This window comes from Bacillus cereus group sp. MYBK245-2, from assembly GCF_051916145.1.
In the GTDB taxonomy this organism is placed as follows: domain Bacteria; phylum Bacillota; class Bacilli; order Bacillales; family Bacillaceae_G; genus Bacillus_A; species Bacillus_A pacificus.
The window spans coordinates 38,429-57,422 of sequence record NZ_JBQAGB010000017.1 but is presented as its reverse complement, the minus strand read 5'-3'; the positions used below and the strand labels follow the sequence as shown (position 1 = coordinate 57,422).

The following is an 18,994-nucleotide window of genomic DNA, read 5'->3' as shown; positions in this document are numbered from 1 at the left end:
TTCTTTCATGAAAGCATTTAGGGGGACGATTATTATGACACAAAGCATAAATCAATTAGCAGTGAACACACTTCGTACGTTATCAATTGATGCTATTAATGCGGCAAATTCAGGTCATCCAGGTCTTCCGATGGGCGCAGCACCGATGGCTTATGCATTATGGGCGAATCATTTAAATCATAATCCGAATCATCCAAAATGGTTTAACCGTGATCGATTCGTTTTATCGGCTGGACATGGATCTAGCTTATTATATAGCCTACTTCATTTAGCTGGATATGACGTTTCAATTGATGATTTGAAAAGTTTTAGAAAGTTAAATAGTAAAACACCAGGACATCCTGAGTTTGGTCACACTTCTGGAGTTGAAGCGACTACAGGCCCGTTAGGACAAGGCATTGCAAATGCTGTTGGGATGGCAATGGCGGAAGCTCATTTAGCAGCGAAGTTCAATAAGGATGGTCACTCTATTATAGATCACAATACGTACGCTTTAGTGGGAGACGGTGACTTAATGGAGGGCGTCGCTTATGAAGCGATGTCAATGGCAGGGCATATGAAACTTGGTAAGTTAATTGTACTGTATGATTCAAATGAAATTTCACTTGACGGAGAATTAAACATTGCTTTCTCTGAAGATATGCAGAAAAGGGTAGAATCTGCACATTGGCAATATGTAAGAGTTGAGGATGGAAACGATGTTGATGCGATTACAAAAGCGATTCAATTAGCGAAAGACAATAAGGATCAACCTACTCTTATAGAGATTAGAACGATTATAGGTTACGGAAGTCCAAAAGTTGCTGGAACAAACAAAGCACACGGTAACCCGCTTGGAGTAGAAGAAGCGACAGCGACAAAACAAGCGTATGGTTGGCATTATGAGGAAGATTTCTTTGTACCTGAAGAAGTAACAGCTCATTTTAATGAACTGAAGCAAAAAGGTATTGAAAAAGAGAACAAGTGGAATGAGCAGTTCAACGTATATAGAGAGTCGAATCCAGCACTAGCAGATGAATTAGAAAAAGCGATTACAGGTGAGGTTTTAATCGAAGCGAAAGACATTCTATCCTTTGATACTGAAAAAACGATTTCTACTCGTGTTGCAAGTGGGGAAGCTATTAATCATTATGTGAAATCGATTCCTTCTATTTTCGGTGGAAGTGCGGATCTTTCTCATTCTACGATGACAGATATAAAAGGGGAAGCAGTGTACGCAGTAGAATCGTATGCTGGCCGCAATATATACTTCGGTGTACGTGAACATGCAATGGGCGCGGCAGCGAATGGACTGGCACTTCATGGAGGAGTAAAGCCGTTCGTAAGTACATTCTTTGTATTTAACGATTATCTTCGTCCATCGATTCGACTGGCTGCATTGCAAAAGTTACCTGTTACGTACGTATTTACACATGATTCGATCGCTGTAGGAGAAGATGGTCCAACGCATGAACCAATCGAACATTTGGCAGCTCTTCGGGCAATTCCTGGTTTAACAGTTATCCGCCCGTCAGATGCAAATGAAACAGCAAGTGCGTGGGCTTATGCTTTACAGCAAACGGAAGGTCCAGTCGTTTTAGTACTGAGCCGTCAAAATTTACCGGTGTTTCATGAAACGAAAGCGAACATAGAGAATCTTTCTAAAGGAGCTTACGTATTAACACAAACGAATGAAAATCCAGATGTAATTTTAATTGCGACAGGTTCTGAAGTATCCTTAGCTGCTAGTGCGAAAGCAAAATTAGAAGAAGATCAAGTTTCTGTTCGCATCGTTGCAATGCCGAGCTGGGAATTATTCGATCGCCAATCGAACGAATATAAAGAATCCGTTCTTCCGTCTTCTGTAACGAAACGAGTATCTCTTGAGATGGGTGTATCTCTCGGTTGGGAACGTTATGTAGGACAAGAAGGAAAAGTACTATCAATTGAAACATTTGGAGCTTCAGGAACTGGAGCTGAAGTCATGAATCTATTTGGATTTACGACAGAAAATGTTGTTCAAATTACAAAAAATGTGTTGAATTCTTAAGCTATGACTGTGAATACCTTTCTGTACGTACTAACATTTCAGTGCTGAAAGGTATTCCAGATTGTAGTGATGTGGATTTTTAATAAAAGATGATTTGAGGAGGAATTATATTATGCAAGTAGGATTAATTGGGTTAGGTAAAATGGGATTAAATTTAGGGAAAAATTTAATGGATCATAAACATGAAGTAGTAGCATTTGATTTAAATGCAAGTGCAGTGGAAGAAATGAAAGAGTACGGGGCTACAGGTACATCTAGCTTAAATGAACTTGTTCAGTCATTACAATCACCAAGAGTTCTTTGGGTTATGGTACCACACGCTGTTGTTGATTCTGTTATCGATGAGGTTACACCACTTTTATCAAAAGGAGATATTTTAATTGAAGCGGGTAATTCACATTATAAAGAGTCCATTCGCCGATATGAGCAATTAAAGAAAGATGGCATTCACTTTATGGATGCAGGAACTTCTGGCGGAATGGAAGGCGCTCGTAATGGTGCGTGTTATATGATCGGAGGAGATCAAGAAGCTTGGGACATCGTTGAACCGATCTTCCGTGATACTGCTGTAGAAAATGGATACTTATATGCTGGAAAAGCTGGTAGTGGTCACTTCTTAAAAATGGTTCACAACGGAATTGAATACGGTATGATGGCTGCTATTGGCGAAGGATTTGAGATTCTAGAGAAAAGTGAATTCGACTACGATTATGAAAAAGTATCAAGAGTATGGAACAACGGTTCAGTCATTCGCTCTTGGTTAATGGAATTAACAGAAAATGCATTTTCTAAAGATGCAAAATTAGATGAAATTAAGGGTGTTATGCATTCTTCTGGTGAAGGAAAATGGACAGTAGAAACAGCATTAGACCTTCAAACAGCAACTCCTGTTATCGCAATGTCTCTATTAATGCGCTACCGCTCATTAGACAATGATACATTTACAGGAAAAGTAGTAGCAGCTCTGCGCAATGAATTTGGCGGACATGCAGTAGAAAAGAAATAAACATCTTAAAAATTTAACTCATTGACGTTTAAAAAATGGAGGGAATAGATCATGAAGTTTTTTATTGATACTGCAAATCTTGAGGACATAAAAAAAGCATATAAACTTGGAGTTTTAGCTGGTGTTACAACGAATCCTTCTTTAGTAGCAAAAGAGGGCGTTAAGTTTGAAGATCGTATCGCAGAAATTTGTCAGGCAGTACCTAAAGTTGAATCTGTTTCGGCAGAAGTAACGCCAGATGCTGTTACGGCTGAAGAAATGATTGCTCAAGCAGAAGAGTTAATTAAAATTAATGGTGGCGATAAAAACGTCACGATAAAACTTCCGATGACATTAGCAGGATTAGAAGCTTGTCGCTATCTTACTGAAAAAGGTGTGAAAACAAACGTAACACTTATTTTCACTGTGAACCAAGCTCTTTTAGCTGCTCGAGCAGGTGCAACGTACGTTTCTCCATTTTTAGGACGTTTAGATGATATTTCTGAAGATGGCGTATTATTAGTTGCTAAAATTGCTGAATTATTCGATGTTCACCAATTAGATACACAAATTATTGCGGCTTCTGTTAGACATCCAGATCATGTAACTCGTGTAGCGATGGCAGGTGCTCACATTGCAACAATCCCTTATAAAGTAATTGAACAACTTGCTATGCACCCATTAACAGATCAAGGTATTGAGAAGTTTGCTGCGGATTGGGCGAAAGCTCCTAAATTATAAGGCATAAAAGTGAAGAGGCTTTCCGAAAATTGCTTTTCATGAGAGGACAAATCCTAAGTAACTTCATCGTTTAAACTGGATCCCGAGTTTGGAGTCTTACTATGTGAAAATAGTAAGAGAAGAAAGCGTCATTCACTTTTAAAAAAGGAAAACTTGCTCACGGCGAAGCGTTTATCACAATAACATTATAATTATGAAAGAGAAATCCCCTTATTAGAGAGATGAGTTAAAGTGTATCTCTAATAAGGGAGATTCTTTTTATATCAATATGTAAAGGTATCTTTTACCCAAGTAAGAACTATATAGGTTCTTTTAATTATATAGAAATTTGAAAGGGTTTACATAAAGGGGGAATTGCGTATGAATATGTACCTTTTAATGATTACATTATTATCAATTGTAATTGTTATTTTAGGGGTATCGTGGTGGAGATGGCATGCGTTTATTAGTTTGACGGTTGCAAGTTTGTTTTTAGCAATTATGTCTGGAATGCCAATGGATAAAATAGTGAGTGCTTATGAAACGGGAGTCGGAAGTGTTCTCGGGCATTTAGTAGGTATTTTAGTATTAGGTACAATTTTAGGGAAAATGATGGCAGAGTCAGGTGCTGGAATGCAAGTGGCAGAGTTCTTTATTAAATCCTTTGGAATAAAAAACTTACCATGGGCGATGTTAATTGCAGGTTTTATTATTGGAATCCCAGTGTTTTTTGAAGTAGGCATTTTAATATTACTGCCGTTAGTAATTTCAATTCATAAAACAACGAAACAAAATATTTTATTGATAGCATTACCAGCAATTGCTGGGCTATCTGTCGTACACGGCCTTGTTCCTCCGCATCCAGGGGCAATCGTGGCAATAGGTATTTATAAGGCGAATCTTGGGAAGGTATTATTGTATTCACTCATTATTACATTTTTTGCAGCGATTATTGCAGGTCCTATATTCGCTAAATGGATTCACAAACGTGTAATTCCTGAAAATGAGCCAGAATTGATTCGTGTAAATACAAAATCAACGAAATTACCAGGAATAGGAGTTTCATTTTTAGTTATATTGTTACCTGTTCTGTTAATGGTTTTAGCTGCAGCAGCTCCTTATGTTCCACTTTCTACTACTTTGATGAAGATTGTCACATTAATTGGTAGTCCTATCATTGCATTATTGATTGCATGTTTTGCAGCTTTCTATTTTCTTGGATTTCGTCAAGGTATCGATAAAAAGGCTATTAAGAAGGTAACAGAAGATAGCTTATTACCAATCGGCTCTATTGTTGCGATTATTGGTGCTGGGGGCGGATTTAAGCAAATTCTTATCGATAGTGGTGTAGGGAATGCTATTGCTCAAATGTCTGAGCATTTAGCACTATCTCCAATTGTATTAGCATTTATAGTAGCAGGATTAATTCGAATTGCGACAGGGTCAGCGACAGTCGCCTTAACAACAGCAGCGGGTATCGTTTCGCCAATCGTCGAAAATACGACAGGTGTGAATGTAGAGTTACTCGTCATTGCAACAGGTGCAGGAGCATTAATGTTTTCTCACGTAAACGATGCTGGGTTCTGGATGGTAAAAGAATACCTAGGGTTAACAGTGAAAGAAACATTTAAAACATGGACAGTATTAGAAACATTACTTTCATTTATCGCTTTTGGAGGCGTTTTATTACTCGATATGTTTGTTTAAGGTAAGGATGTTTCCATTTAGATAAATGTAGCATATAACGTTATCAATAGATAAAAGGAATGTATTTTTATGGTGGTATACGGTAGCAATTTTTTGTTAGGAGGAAGAAATGGTGAGCTCAAAATATATGATTGGTGTAGATATTGGGACAACTAGTACAAAATCGGTTCTATTTTCTACTGAGGGATCTGTTATTGCAAGTCATGGAATTGAATATCCTTTATATTCTCCTACGCCTGAAACAGCAGAACAAGACCCAGAAGAAATTTTTCATGCAGTAATACATACGATTAAAGAAACTGTACGATCAAGTAGTGTACAGCCGCATGATATTGTTTGTGTTTCTTTTAGTTCGGCAATGCATAGTATCATTGCTGTAGATGAGAAGGGAAAGCCGTTAACGAGATGTATCACTTGGGCAGATAATAGAAGTGCAAGCTGGGCAGAGAAAATAAAGAATGATATGAATGGTCATGAAATTTATTTACGGACTGGGACACCAATTCATCCGATGTCACCACTTTCGAAATTAGTTTGGTTACAGAATGAGCAGGCAGAATTGTTCGCGAAAAGTTATAAATTTATTTCTATTAAAGAGTATGTTTTTTATAAGTTATATAAGGAGTATGTAATTGATTATTCTATAGCATCAGCAACAGGAATGTTCAATTTGAAATCTTTAAAATGGGATGAAGAGGCTTTACGTGTTGCGGGAATTACAGATGAAAAGCTTTCTAAACTTGTTCCAACGACGCACAGTTTAACAGGATTAGATGAAGAACTTGCAAAAGAGATGAATATACTTGTTTCTACTCCTTTTGTAGTAGGAGCGAGTGATGGTGTACTATCGAATTTAGGTGTAAATGCAATTGACCCTGGTGTTGTTGCTGTTACAATTGGTACAAGCGGTGCGATACGTGCTGTAACAAATCGTCCTGTAACTGATCCGAAAGGTAGAATTTTTTGTTACGCCCTAACTGAAGACCATTGGGTAATTGGTGGACCAGTTAATAACGGTGGTATGATTTTCAGATGGGCTCGCGATCAATTAGGCACTTCAGAGATTGAGCTTGCGAAACGGTTAGGAAAAGATCCATATGAAGTGCTTACTGAAATAGCAGCAAAAGTGAGTCCGGGGTCCGACGGTTTATTATTTCACCCGTATTTAGCAGGAGAAAGAGCTCCTTTATGGAATGCAAATGCGCGAGGATCTTTCTTTGGACTTGGATTGCATCATAAGAAAGAACATCTTATCCGTGCTGTGTTAGAAGGAGTAATTTATAATTTATACACCGTTCTTCTTGCTTTAAAAGAGCTAATTGGTGAACCGAAAAAAATTCAAGCGACAGGTGGTTTTGCAAGATCGGAACTTTGGAGACAGATGATGGCGGATATTTTTCATCAAGATGTATATGTTCCGGAAAGTTTCGAAAGCTCTTGCTTAGGAGCTGCAATCCTCGGTTTATATAGTTTAGGTGAAGTAGATACGTTACATGTAGTTTCTGAAATGGTAGGTGCGAATTTCCACCATGAACCAAACATGGAAAGTGTGGAAAAATATAAAGATTTAACACCAATCTATATTCGTCTGTCCCGTCAATTGGAAGAAGAATATGAAAGTATAGCAGCGTATCAAAAAAAGTGGGTTTAAAGGCTATTTAACAGGGAAATATGGTAACGTATAAAGAGGTACTCCAATTTTTTAGGATACTCTTTCAACATAAAATATGTTAAGAAGTATGATGAACAAAAAATTTAGGGAGAGAGGGTTATGGAAATGAAGGATAACAAAGAGTTTATTGGGTATGTTGGAACTTACACGAAAGAAAAAAGTGAAGGAATATATAAGTTTATTTTAGACACGGAAGCAAAGAAAATTAGTCATGTAACACTTGCGGCTAAGCTGGATAACCCTACATATGTAACGATTAGCAAAAATAATGAATATCTCTATTCCGTTGTTAAGGAAGGCGAATCTGGTGGTGTGGCTGCTTATTCGATTGATAGTAAAACGGGAGAGTTAACGGAAGAAAATAGACAAGTAGTGGAAGGGGCTTCTCCTTGTCATGTGAGTGTTGATAGTAGAAATCGTACGGTAGTTACAGCGAATTACCATAAAGGAACGATCGAGTCTTTTGTAGTTAATGAAGAAGATGGAACTGTAAATCCTGCCACATCTATTATGGCACATGAAGGTTCAGGTCCGAACAAAGAAAGACAAGAGAAACCGCATGCACATTACGCGGGATATACGCCTGATGAAAAGTATGTAGTGGGTGTTGATTTAGGGATTGATAAAATACTTACGTATGAAATAAAAGATAGTGTATTAAAAGAAGTGAATAGCTTGTCTGTAAATCCAGGAAGTGGTCCGAGACATATTACATTTCATCCGAATGGAAAATATGCATATGTGATGACAGAGCTTAGCTCAGAGGTTATTGTGTTAACATATAATCCAGCAGAAGGAACATTTACAGAATTACAGTATATTTCTACCGTTCCTGGAGCATTTGATGAAAATAATCAAGGAAGTGCGATTCATATTTCTTCTGATGGCCGCTTTGTATATGCAGGTAATCGCGGCCATAATAGTATTGCTGTTTTCAGCGTAGATGAAAATTTAGGTCAGCTTACATTTGTTGCACATACATCTACAGAAGGAAATTGGCCAAGAGACTTTGTATTAGATCCTACTGAAAAGTTTCTTGTTGCTTCAAATGAAAAGTCGCATAATCTTGTGCTATTTTCAAGAGATGAAACGACAGGGAAGCTAACTCTTTTACAATCTGATGTTGTTGTGCCAGAGCCTGTTTGTGTGAAGTTTTTAAATGTTGAAGTTGTGTTGAAGTTGTGTTCGATATATTTGAAAAATCGTTGATATAATTTCAAATCCTCAAAAACAGTAAAAAGCAAAGCGATATCGCTTTGCTTTTTACTGTTTTTTCTTAGGTCTACGTACTAATTCGCCGCCGCAGTTTGGGCAAACGTTGTGTCTTTCTTCTGTACATGGTGCACAAAATGTACATTCATACACGCAAATGTATGCTTCAGAATCTTGTTCGAGCGATTGATCGCAAATTTGACAGTTTGTTTTCATTTGTAGTGCCATAGTAACTCCCTTTTTTGTTTGAATTTTTATAATTTAATGATAATGTTTAATGGTGGAAACTGCAATTTAAAATGAAAGTGATTATTGTTTATTGGATGTCATTTGTAACTTTATTTTATATTAAATTTTTCATTTGAAAATTTATAAGGATGAAGATTCGTATGTTGTTATATTTAATAGATCATTGGTCGTTAAAACTGTTGCAAACATTTCGTGAAGGCTTAGTAAAGCAAATTTGTGGATATCGTTAGCGCAATAATATTTCCCATCGTATGCAATTCTATCAAATGTAGCAGTAGCATCAGAAATTACATAGGTAGAGAAACCTAAATTACCAGCCATTCGGACTGTTGTAGAAACACAATAATCAGTTGTTAAACCTATAATTACGATGGTTTCATAATTGTGTTTTCGTAAATAGGATTCTAATTCGGTTCCAATAAAAGCACTGTTCACGTTTTTTTTGAATACGGGTTCATTTATAAGTGGAATAGCGAATTCTTGAAATTCACTACCGATGAAATCTTCTCTTAAAGGATGATTTTCTTTATTTGAAATGTGCTGTATATGAATAACAGGTCGATTTGTATCTCGCCATGTTTGTAGAATGAGCTTCATATTTGATTCAGCATGAGGATTGTTACGATTTCCCCAATATGCATCGTTGAATCCTTTTTGAACATCAACTAAAATAAGTGCGGTATTTTCAGATATTTGTTTCATTTTCATGCTCCTTTATAGGTTTGATTTATTGTTATATCGAAAGGATACTATGTATTATAAAGAGTGAGAATTTCCATTATTTTTGAAGGGTATAATAAAAAGTTTTAACAAGGGGATGTGGAACGTGGATATTGATTGGTTACGTTGTTTTCTAATTTGTGCGGAGTATAAAAGTTTTTCGAAAGTGGCAGAACATCTTCATATGACACAACCGGCAGTAAGCAAGCAAATTAGAAAGTTGGAGGACGAGTTAGGTGTAGAATTATTACATAGATCACCGCAAGGAATACAATTGACAGAAGCGGGTGTTCAGTTTCAAAAAAGAACTACTTCACTCCTTGAGGACTGGGAAATTATAAAAAAAGATATGAACAAGTTTGGAGAAAGGGTGGATATAACATTGGGTTTACTTCCTAGTCTTGCAGCATTTTATCTACCTCAAAAACTTGTTAATTATAAGGATGAAAATGTAAAAATAAATACGAATGTGTATGATATGTCAAAGGAGATAATGGAAGATCTATTGAGCGGGAAAATAGATGCTGGTTTAATAGATGAAAAGTGGGTGCCTAAAAATTATTGGAATAAAGAATTATTCAAAGAATCATATGATGTAGTTTTTCAAAAGGAACATTCATTTCATCAACAAGATATTGTTTTCATGAATCAATTATTGCTTGAACGCCTAGTAATGTATCCTGATGGATGTGATATACGCAGAGCGATAATTGAGGAGTATGAGAAATGGAAAGTAAAGCCTAATATTAGTACTGAAGTCTCATTTAGAGATTTTATTCTTGGTATGGTTGCTTCTGGGGCTGGAGTTACAATTGTACCAAGAACAATTTCAGAACACATTGGTCATTTACCGTTGTTAGCAAAACCAATTTGCGATTTTAATAAGCAAAGAGTAATATATGTAATTGCTAGAACTGAGAAAATTGGAAAGACTCTTTTTAAAATGTTTGGGGAAACAGTATGATACATAATAAATGGTGTATAAAGATAAAGTTTAAGTGAGTATAACAGGGGGAATATGGTTTGATTGGAGAAAAAGATATTCATAAAAATAAAGAAGATATTAATTTTTATCATTTAAAAGCAAACTGCGAAAAATGCTTCGGTTTATGTTGCGTTGCATTACCGTTCGCAGCATCGGTAGATTTTGCAGTGAATAAAGATGGTGGTAAACCATGTTCCAACTTACAGTCAGATTTTAAATGTAGTATACATAAAGATCTTAGAGGAAAAGGTTATAAAGGCTGTACAGTATTTGAATGTTTTGGCGCTGGACAGAAGATTTCTCAAGTTACTTTTAACGGGATGGATTGGCGGAAAGATGCTAAGCATGCGAGAAAAATGTATGATGCTTTTCCAGTTATGCATCAGCTCCATGAAATGCTTTGGTATTTAAATGAGGCTATTTTATTAAAGGCGACACAATCGATCCATAAAGAATTAAGTAAAGCAATTGAAGAGACGGAGCGACTTTCGAATTTAAATGCGGACGAGTTAATGAAAGTAAATATCCCATTACATCGTGCAGAAGTGAATATTTTACTTTTAGAAACGAGCGAACTAGTATGGAAAGAAATGAATACTGCGCGTAGGAAACGAATCATACACCGCGGCGCAGATCTTATGGGAGCAAACCTGAAAAAGAAAAATTTACAAGGGGCGAATTTAAGAGGAGCATATTTAATTGCGGCAAACTTAAATGGTGCAGACTTACGAGGGGCGGATCTCATTGGAGCAGATTTACGAGATGCAGATATTCGTGGGGCTGATTTTACAAATAGTATTTTTCTGACGCAAGTTCAAGTTAATGCGGCAAGAGGGGACAAACATACGAAATTACCGAAATTATTGTCTCGTCCATCGCATTGGGATGCGTAAAGAGTGAGGAGTAGTTAGTGTGGATATATTTCAGTATTTAGAAGAGATGCAAGAAGATGTTTTTTCGTTAGCAGTAGAGCAAATAGAAGGGAAGTATTATGATATTTGTTGCACGTTAGCGTCTAAGGGTTATGCAGAGAGAATTAAAGCAATTCATTTAGGAGCATATGAGGAAAGTATTCGACTAGCATTGTATGAAGCTATACAAATCGCTACTAGTGAAGAGGCAAAAGCAATTTATTTTGAATATGATCTTGATAATGAATGGGATAGTCAGTTTTATATTTGTGAAGAGTATTTTTCGCTGGAAGAAGAGGATGATGATTGGGCTTCTGAATGGACATATGATGTTGAAGGACCGAAGTCTATAGAATTAGCAGATGTGTATGCTGAGAATGGCTTTGATATAAATGAAAAGGCAATTGGTATAAATTTGTATTTAATTGCTAGAACGGTATGTAGTTTTATGAGTGCGTGTAGTGAAGTGCAAAGGAATATACCGATTTGTATTGGTTTTCACGACCAAGATCCAATTATACGAACAGGCAGAGATTAAGTATCTCTGCCTGTTTTTCATTTCTTTTCAAAAGTAGTAATAAAAACACTACATACAATAAGAATACCACCAATAAAAAAGTTACTATTTAATGTCTCATTTAATAAGAGCCAACCAAGCAATGATCCAACAATAGGCTGGAAGAAGAAAAATAACGAGCCGATGCTTGCATCCATTAATTCTAATCCTTTATTCCAAAGGAAAAAGGCACCTGCAGTTGAGACGATTCCTAAATAAAGTACGCCTAATACTACATATAGGTTCATATGTTCAATTGGGTTTGATTGAAATTCCCATACCATAAAAGGTGTAATAAAAAAGAGTGAAAAGAATATAGCGTACGTTGTAATCACTAAAGATGAAAATCGAGCTGAAGCAATTTTTACATAAATAGATAGTAGAGCCCACGTAATAGCTGCCCCAACTAATATGATTGTACCGATAAAATAGGAGCCAATTTCAATATCCCATCCGATTACGATAATGACACCGATTGTTGCTATGATGGTAGATAGTAATCTACGAGCGGTTAGTTTTTCTTTTAAAATGATCGCTGCAAATATAACCATAAATGCAGGTGTAGCTGATGTTACTAAAGATCCTGTATGAGCGTCGGATAGTTTTGTTCCGATAAATTGACAAGTGATCGAAATGAAATATCCGATAAATCCAATCCAAGCGAATAGGAGCCAATCTTTTTTGTGAATGGTTACTGTTTTCTTTTGTTTTTTCTCAGCTATTTTTAAAATCATATACAAAACAACAAAAGCAATGATAAAGCGTAGCCAAACGAGTGTTAGTGGAGGGATAAAGTCGAGTACATATTTGCTAACAACGTACATACCGCCCCATATACTTGCTGCTAGTGATAAACATATAGCTCCTAAAATTGTTTGTTTCATGTAAAGTACCTCCGTCTATTTTTAGGGTATGATGAGTTCCCTAAGACGAGGCATAGTGTATGTGTTATATGAATGCCCGCCTTAGTTTATAGACGGCCTACTGGTTGATCGTTTTCGAATGAAGTGTTGTAGTACATGTGTATTCCTCCTTCTTAAGTTATAATGACATTATAACTTAATTTTCTGATTATTGGAGGTTGTTATGAAATATATCGTGATAAAATCACATGTTAGCAATTATCCTGATCCAATTCGCTTAGAAGAGGGAGATGTAGTGAAAATGATAGAGAGTTACGATGGTCCTGAAAATTGGGAAAACTGGATGTTTTGTCACGAAGAGAAATATGACCGGAAAGGGTGGGTTCCGGAGCAAATTATAATGAAAAATACAACTGATGTAGGAATCATTACGAAACAATATACTGCCAAAGAATTAAATGTAAGTATTGGAGAAAGATTGATTGGATTAGAAGAATTGAATGGATGGGTTTGGTGTGAAAAAACAGGTGGTGAGGATGGCTGGGTACCGAAGGAAAACTTACAAAAATATTAGTAATACTATTTGGTCATTAATATAGGAAACATATTTTTAGTTTATGAGTATATTGGTTGTAGGATGAAAAATAGATTAATAGAGAAAGAGGAGATTATTATAACTACAACCGTTATTTCTCATTTTTATAACGAAGAGTATTTATTACCGTGGTGGCTTGCTCATCATATGAAACTGTTTGATCATGGTATTTTAATTAATAAAGGCTCAACAGATCGTTCGGTGGAGATTTGTAAGAAATTCGCACCGCATTGGGAAGTGCGAGATTCTGTAAATCCAGAGTTTGATGCATATGCGACGGATCATGAAGTGATGAGGGTAGAACAAGAAATACAAGGATGGAAAATGATTTTAAATACGACTGAGTTTCTTTGTGTGCAAGATAAAAATCAGTTTTGGAAATCACTAAATGAATTGGGAGGGAGGATGTATTGGCTAGAAGGGCTTATTATGGTTGATGATCCTAACTACAGTTATCCGGACCTTAACTTTGGACTCCCTTTAATGAAACAGCGATTTCATGGTTATTTACCAGAAGATTGGCCGTTGTGGAGAAGAGGTAGATTTATTCATAATCATGAACACGGAAGTTATACAGTTGGAAGACATTTATCCGCGCATGAATCTATGATTTATCCCCCTCTTGCTTGTATATTATGGTTTGGATTTAGTCCGTGGAACGATGCGATGAGAAAGAGAAAGTTACAAATTGGTCCGACTCTTTCTGAAGCTAGTAAGCATGGGGGGATGGGTACACACCATATTATTACGCCGGAAAGATTAGAAGAATGGTATAAGGAATTAGCAGGAGGGACGAAGGATTTACGTTTTAGTGATGCGTACCGTTATGCTTTTGTATAAATGATTCCCACCATGAAATTGTTTCTTCGATTCCTGTATTTAGATCGTATGTCGGTTTCCAGTTTACTTCAGTTTTTAAACGCTCTACATGAACCCCGACAAATAAAGGTTCATCTTTAGAGAAAGGGATTGCACCCAGTTTAATTAAATGCTCTTTTCCTATCTTTTTCCCAATGATAGATGCTAATTCTTTAATTTGTACAGATTGACCAGAAGCGATATTGATTGTGCCTGTAACGTCGTGTTCTAATACTGTTACGAGAGCATGAGCGACGTCGCTCACATGGAGGAAATCTCTTGATTGTTTTCCATGTGTACATAGTGCTTCCTCATTTTTTAATAAAGAAGTGATAATGTTAGAAACGAGTCGATTCCCTTGTTCGTGAGGGCCATACATATGAAAAATACGGCCCCAACACATGCTGAGGCCTAATTGCTCAGCGTACGTTTGTAGCCAGGAGTGTAGTGCGTTTTTACATAATGAATACGGTGTTTTATAGGAAAGAAGCGGTGAATTTTCAAATAGTACGCCGTTAAACCATTCATACTCTGCACCAGTGCCTGCAACGACGATTCGCTTTCCGCCGCATGTTGTGAAGTGTTGAATCAATGAGATACTGGATGTAAGCCAATAGTAATTATTGATAGATACATAACACGCTGGCGGCACTGCTTCCCAAGCTAAATGAATGAGATGACTAGGCTTCATGTCGTAAATGAGTTTTTTTACTTCTTCATCGCAAAGTAAGTTGACTTTATGCCAATGGCAAGAAAGATGGGAAGGCTTATTTGTATTGTAAGTGGCGTGCACTTCATAGCCCTTTTGAATAAGAGAATGTACAACATATTTACCAATCCATCCGCTACCGCCTGTTACAAGGATTTTTTTCATGGCTCAATTACCTCAACTTCTGGTATTGTTACTAAAAATTTGCCGCCCCAATCACGAATGAAAGAGCATTCTTTCATAATCTCGTCTTTTAAATTCCAAGGAAGTATAAGAATGTAATCAGGTTTTGTACGTTTTATTTCTTCTGGAGATTTTATTGGAATGCGGGTTCCTGGTAGAAGGAGATTTTGTTTATGAGGGTTTTTATCTACTGTATAAGCTAGAAATTCTTTTCCTATCCCGCAATAATTTAAAAGGGTGTTTCCTTTAGCTGGGGCACCGTAACCGATAATTTGTTTGTTTAAAGCTTTCGCTTCGATAAAAAACTGTAAAATACTTATTTTCAATTGCTCGATGCGTTTAGAAAAAAGGAGATAACAATCTAATGTATTTAGCCCGTGATCTACTTCTTTTTGGATTAATTTTGTAACACTAGAATGGATAGTTGATTCGTCACTATGATGTTTTACAAAAATACGTAAGGAACCACCGTGCGTTGCAAGTTCTTCTACATCGACAATTTGTAAATGATGGTGAGCTAAAACTTTTTGCAGGCTTATAAGTGAGAAATAGGAGAAGTGCTCATGGTAGATCGTATCAAACTGTTTAAAGGATATGAGATTTAATAAGTGCGGGAATTCAATTGTTATTGTTCCGTCTTGTTTTAATAACGTTTTTAAACCTGCCACAAAATCATGTAAGTTCGGAACGTGTGCTAATACGTTATTAGCAATGATTAAATCTGCTTGCGGTAATTTTTTTGCTAAGTCGTTGCTGAAAAAATTCACTTCAGTAGGGATTCCTTTTTGGATAGCGATTTCTGCTACATTTTTTGCTGGTTCAATTCCTAACGTTTCGATATGTTCTTTTTGAAAGTATTGTAATAAGTACCCGTCGTTACTCGCGATTTCAACCACCTTTGAATGTTTCTTTAAGCGGAAGCGCTTAATCGCCATTTCTACATATTGTTTAGCATGCAGTAGCCAGCTTGATGAGTAAGAGCTAAAGTATAAATAGTCATGAAAAATATTGTGCGGAGATTCAAATTCATCTAATTGTACGAGTAAACAAGAGTGACAAACAAATGTGTGCAATGGATAAAATGGTTCCATTTTATATGAGTTTTCTGGAGAAACAAATGAGTTAGCGAGAGGAGAAACACCTAAATCTAAAAAAGTGTTGCTGAGTAATGAGTGGCAAAAACGGCATTTTTTCTGTTCCATTTTATAGCCCCCTTATAAATTTTTGAATGCATCGATTTGTTGTCGCGTGAAAGATTCGATATTTTCACCAGATGCATATTTTTTGTACCAATCAACAGTCCAAGTGATAGCCTTATCTGTTGATAACTTAGGAGTCCAGCCGAGTTTAGTTACTGCTTTTGTACTATCGAGTGTTAAAACAGGCGATTCATAAGGAGTGTTTGTAGAGGGGGAAGAGATTGTTAGTTGTTTATTCCATAATTTTATTACAGATTGAATGACATCGTGAACGGTTCTGTTAGGTTCGTTCAACGGGCCGAAATTCCATGCTTCTGCATATTCAGCGTCTGTCCAAAGTTTTTCAGCTAAAAGGATATAGCCGTGTAAAGGATCTAATACGTGTTGCCACGGGCGAATAGCATTTTTGTTTCTAATCGTTAATGTACCATCTTGTAAATATGCACGAATGACATCTGGGAATAATCGGTCTTCTGCCCAATCCCCACCACCGATGACGTTACCTGCTCTTACTGAGGCGAGTTTCTGAGTATTAGTACGGAAGAATGATTTTTGATAGGATGTTGCCACTATTTCAGCGCAAGCTTTACTAGCACTATAAGGGTCGAAACCTCCTAGTCGGTCAATTTCCACGAATGCCCGGTTACCGCTCCCATCATTTTCATAACATTTATCACTTGTAACATTAATGATGCCACGTATACTTTCTATATGTTTTGCAGCTTCTAATACGTGAACAGTGCCTAAAACATTCGTTTTAAATGTTTCGATAGGATTTTTATATGAAGTGGTGACGATTGGCTGGGCAGCTAAATGAAATAGTATGTCAGGGTTATGATGTTTTAGGGCGTGGAATAAAGGATTGTAATCTGTAATGTCGCCTTTAATTGTTATGCACTCTTTTGCTACGTTACATTGTTCAAAAAGGTTAGGAATCGATGGGGGGTGAGAAGAAAAGCCAACTACTTCTGCACCTAAAGAAGCTAAGAAAAGGGTGAGCCAAGAGCCTTTAAATCCAGTATGTCCCGTAATAAATACTTTTTTCTTATTCCAAAAAGATGATGAAGCCATATTACCAAACCTTCCACGGAGCGTTATTACTTTCCCATAGCTCGACTAATTTATTTTTATCGCGCAATGTATCCATCGGATGCCAAAAACCAGTATGTTGATATGCTGATAGTTCGTTTTTGTTTACTAACTGAACTAAAGTGTCTGTTTCAAAAACAGACTTATCTCCACTAATATAATTGAAAACTTCAGGATTTAAAACGAAAAATCCACCGTTAACCCATCCGCCATCCCCGAGAGGCTTCTCTTGAAAAGATGTTACAGACTGTTTATCTAATATGAGAGAACCGAATCTACCAGGAGGTTGTACGGCGGTAACTGTTGCCATTTTTCCATGTTTTTTATGAAATGCAATAAGTTCTTTTATATTTACGTTACTTAATCCATCGCCATAAGTGAGGCAGAAAGGTTCGTCTCCAACAAAATTTTGAATCTTTTTCACTCGTCCTCCCGTTTCTGTATTTACACCGGTATCGATTAGTGTAACTTTCCACGGTTCTACACGATGAGAATGGCTAGTAATTGTATTGTCCCTTAAATGTATCGTGAAATCTGACATGTGTAGGTTGTAATTTAGAAAGAACTCTTTAATCGCATATCCTTTATACCCTAAGCAAATAATAAATTCTGTAATGCCGTAATGGCTATACAAACTCATAATGTGCCATAAAATAGGTTTTGTTCCAATTTCAATCATAGGTTTCGGTTTTAAATGTGTTTCTTCCCCAATCCTTGTCCCATATCCACCAGCAAGAATAACAGCTTTCATTTTTTCCTCCTAAAAAAATATATAATATATACAGTATTCATATTGTATGCAAATGGTTTTGTTTTTGACTAAGTGCGTAAAAATGTGTGAAGCATGATCAGATGGGAACTATTAAGGTTTGAATTTAGGGAATAATTGTTGATATTCAGGGTGCTTACGAAGATCTTGGGTTAGGCTACTAAACTCTAAAAATCGAGTTTCGATTTGCTCAAGGGACTGACCATAATGTGATTGAAGTCCCATTTGAATGCCCTTTTTTGAAAGGGTAGGTATTATTTGTAATTTTCTTGCCTTTGTATGTTCGTTCCAAGGGCTAAAATAAAATTTAACAATAAATGAAGGGGAGTTATAAACGATAGGTTGGTGCCGCGTAAAATGTCTGCCTGGTAAATATGCGCCATCAAGATGATTGTGTATAAATCTCCAGGCGCAGCCGATTTCTGGTTTATAAGGAAAAAGACCATGGTATCGTTGCTCTATTAATGGAATAGAATATCTTAGTTTTGAATAATTGTAATCATGCTTATCAATCATGACAATCATTCTAATCGCATACATATTTTGGCCTAACGTATGAAGTGATGAGAAAAATTCTTCTACATTGTTACAGCAAAGAAATTCTGTAGTATTTAATACCATCTTCCAACCTGAAACTTCTCTCTCAATTTCCATTACTTCAATGTCAGTATTAGTGGGATCGAATTCAAGGAATCTTGAATCTCGTACTTCCCAGTGGGGGGCAAATAATTTGCAAATTTCAACTGAACGATCTGTAGAACCTCTATTAATTAAAATACCGTGATCGAATATTTTCGTGTGATGCATAAGCCACCATGGAAGTAGGTATTCTTCATTATAAAAATGAGAAATAAGTGTCTTTCTCATGTTAATCATCTCCTATACAAGCAATCATTATTAGTAGGATATGTTTTTAAATAAGAAAGGTTAAAAGATACAGGCAATGTAGTGATGAAGTAATAGTTTAGTAATTTTCTTGTATA

The 18,994-nt window shown here is 36.4% G+C and carries 19 protein-coding genes; 11 read left to right on the top strand and 8 right to left on the bottom strand.

Translation table 11 applies throughout. The features are described from left to right. The first annotated feature begins 34 nt into the window (after positions 1-34). The 6 genes from tkt to ACTFRN_RS22850 all read left to right on the top strand — a co-directional run bounded on the left by tkt (position 35) and on the right by ACTFRN_RS22850 (position 8,322). Positions 35-2,029 carry a transketolase gene (gene tkt / locus ACTFRN_RS22875; RefSeq protein WP_000194421.1) on the top strand — a complete coding sequence of 665 codons (1,995 nt, stop codon included), beginning with the start codon at positions 35-37 and terminating at the stop codon, positions 2,027-2,029. Positions 2,030-2,141: 112 nt separating this feature from the next. Continuing rightward, positions 2,142-3,035, top strand: coding sequence for a phosphogluconate dehydrogenase (NAD(+)-dependent, decarboxylating) (gnd, locus tag ACTFRN_RS22870; protein WP_001195921.1), 894 nt, complete (start codon positions 2,142-2,144; stop codon positions 3,033-3,035). A 51-nt stretch (positions 3,036-3,086) separates the two neighbouring features. After that, positions 3,087-3,755: a fructose-6-phosphate aldolase gene (gene fsa, locus ACTFRN_RS22865; RefSeq protein ID WP_000667692.1), complete on the top strand. Its 669-nt coding sequence runs from the start codon at positions 3,087-3,089 to the stop codon at positions 3,753-3,755. 360 nt (positions 3,756-4,115) lie between these two features. Then, positions 4,116-5,441, top strand: coding sequence for a gluconate permease GntP (gntP, locus tag ACTFRN_RS22860; RefSeq protein ID WP_001057629.1), 1,326 nt, complete (start codon positions 4,116-4,118; stop codon positions 5,439-5,441). Between the two features lie 109 nt (positions 5,442-5,550). Then, on the top strand, positions 5,551-7,092 hold the full coding sequence (gntK, locus tag ACTFRN_RS22855; protein ID WP_049114336.1) for a gluconokinase: 1,542 nt from the start codon (positions 5,551-5,553) through the stop codon (positions 7,090-7,092). A gap of 120 nt (positions 7,093-7,212) precedes the next feature. Continuing rightward, on the top strand, positions 7,213-8,322 hold the full coding sequence (locus tag ACTFRN_RS22850) for a lactonase family protein (protein WP_088106633.1): 1,110 nt from the start codon (positions 7,213-7,215) through the stop codon (positions 8,320-8,322). Between the two features lie 54 nt (positions 8,323-8,376). Here ACTFRN_RS22850 and ACTFRN_RS22845 read toward each other — a convergent pair whose 3' ends face one another. Further along, on the bottom strand, positions 8,377-8,553 hold the full coding sequence (locus ACTFRN_RS22845; RefSeq protein ID WP_001207874.1) for a DUF1272 domain-containing protein: 177 nt from the start codon (positions 8,551-8,553) through the stop codon (positions 8,377-8,379). Positions 8,554-8,694: 141 nt separating this feature from the next. Then, positions 8,695-9,276 (bottom strand): cysteine hydrolase family protein, encoded by a 582-nt coding sequence (locus ACTFRN_RS22840; protein ID WP_000809831.1) that lies wholly within the window; start codon positions 9,274-9,276, stop codon positions 8,695-8,697. A 124-nt stretch (positions 9,277-9,400) separates the two neighbouring features. On the opposite strand from ACTFRN_RS22840, the gene ACTFRN_RS22835 reads away from it, so the two are divergent. The 3 genes from ACTFRN_RS22835 to ACTFRN_RS22825 are packed head-to-tail and all read left to right on the top strand — an operon-like array spanning position 9,401 to position 11,728. Further along, on the top strand, positions 9,401-10,258 hold the full coding sequence (locus ACTFRN_RS22835) for a LysR family transcriptional regulator (protein ID WP_000350556.1): 858 nt from the start codon (positions 9,401-9,403) through the stop codon (positions 10,256-10,258). A 59-nt stretch (positions 10,259-10,317) separates the two neighbouring features. Next, positions 10,318-11,172 (top strand): pentapeptide repeat-containing protein, encoded by an 855-nt coding sequence (locus ACTFRN_RS22830; RefSeq protein WP_370530085.1) that lies wholly within the window; start codon positions 10,318-10,320, stop codon positions 11,170-11,172. 19 nt (positions 11,173-11,191) lie between these two features. Then, positions 11,192-11,728 (top strand): hypothetical protein, encoded by a 537-nt coding sequence (locus ACTFRN_RS22825; RefSeq protein WP_088106632.1) that lies wholly within the window; start codon positions 11,192-11,194, stop codon positions 11,726-11,728. A gap of 17 nt (positions 11,729-11,745) precedes the next feature. Here the strand turns inward: ACTFRN_RS22825 and ACTFRN_RS22820 are convergent, their stop codons facing one another. Then, on the bottom strand, positions 11,746-12,630 hold the full coding sequence (locus tag ACTFRN_RS22820) for a DMT family transporter (protein ID WP_000814740.1): 885 nt from the start codon (positions 12,628-12,630) through the stop codon (positions 11,746-11,748). A gap of 202 nt (positions 12,631-12,832) precedes the next feature. Here ACTFRN_RS22820 and ACTFRN_RS22815 point away from each other — a divergent pair, with 202 nt between their 5' ends. Both ACTFRN_RS22815 and ACTFRN_RS22810 read left to right on the top strand, forming a co-directional pair. Continuing rightward, positions 12,833-13,183 (top strand): SH3 domain-containing protein, encoded by a 351-nt coding sequence (locus ACTFRN_RS22815; RefSeq protein ID WP_000875278.1) that lies wholly within the window; start codon positions 12,833-12,835, stop codon positions 13,181-13,183. Between the two features lie 63 nt (positions 13,184-13,246). After that, positions 13,247-14,044: a glycosyltransferase family 2 protein gene (locus ACTFRN_RS22810; RefSeq protein WP_074567576.1), complete on the top strand. Its 798-nt coding sequence runs from the start codon at positions 13,247-13,249 to the stop codon at positions 14,042-14,044. On the opposite strand, the gene ACTFRN_RS22805 is transcribed toward ACTFRN_RS22810, so the two are convergent. The 5 genes from ACTFRN_RS22805 to ACTFRN_RS22785 all read right to left on the bottom strand — a co-directional run bounded on the left by ACTFRN_RS22805 (position 14,013) and on the right by ACTFRN_RS22785 (position 18,887). After that, positions 14,013-14,936, bottom strand: coding sequence for an NAD-dependent epimerase/dehydratase family protein (locus ACTFRN_RS22805; protein WP_049113067.1), 924 nt, complete (start codon positions 14,934-14,936; stop codon positions 14,013-14,015). The two genes, ACTFRN_RS22810 and ACTFRN_RS22805, sit on opposite strands and share 32 nt — an antisense overlap. After that, positions 14,933-16,156, bottom strand: coding sequence for a class I SAM-dependent methyltransferase (locus ACTFRN_RS22800; RefSeq protein ID WP_000435752.1), 1,224 nt, complete (start codon positions 16,154-16,156; stop codon positions 14,933-14,935). Before ACTFRN_RS22800 ends, ACTFRN_RS22805 begins: the two co-directional genes overlap by 4 nt. 12 nt (positions 16,157-16,168) lie before the next feature. After that, positions 16,169-17,224, bottom strand: coding sequence for a CDP-glucose 4,6-dehydratase (gene rfbG / locus ACTFRN_RS22795; protein ID WP_000168646.1), 1,056 nt, complete (start codon positions 17,222-17,224; stop codon positions 16,169-16,171). A 1-nt stretch (position 17,225) separates the two neighbouring features. Then, the gene (gene rfbF, locus ACTFRN_RS22790) at positions 17,226-17,993 is read right to left on the bottom strand and encodes a glucose-1-phosphate cytidylyltransferase (RefSeq protein WP_000648791.1); all 768 of its coding nucleotides are present in this window, start codon (positions 17,991-17,993) and stop codon (positions 17,226-17,228) included. A 111-nt stretch (positions 17,994-18,104) separates the two neighbouring features. Then, positions 18,105-18,887 (bottom strand): glycosyltransferase family 2 protein, encoded by a 783-nt coding sequence (locus tag ACTFRN_RS22785; protein WP_139303045.1) that lies wholly within the window; start codon positions 18,885-18,887, stop codon positions 18,105-18,107. Between the last annotated feature and the right edge of the window lie 107 nt (positions 18,888-18,994).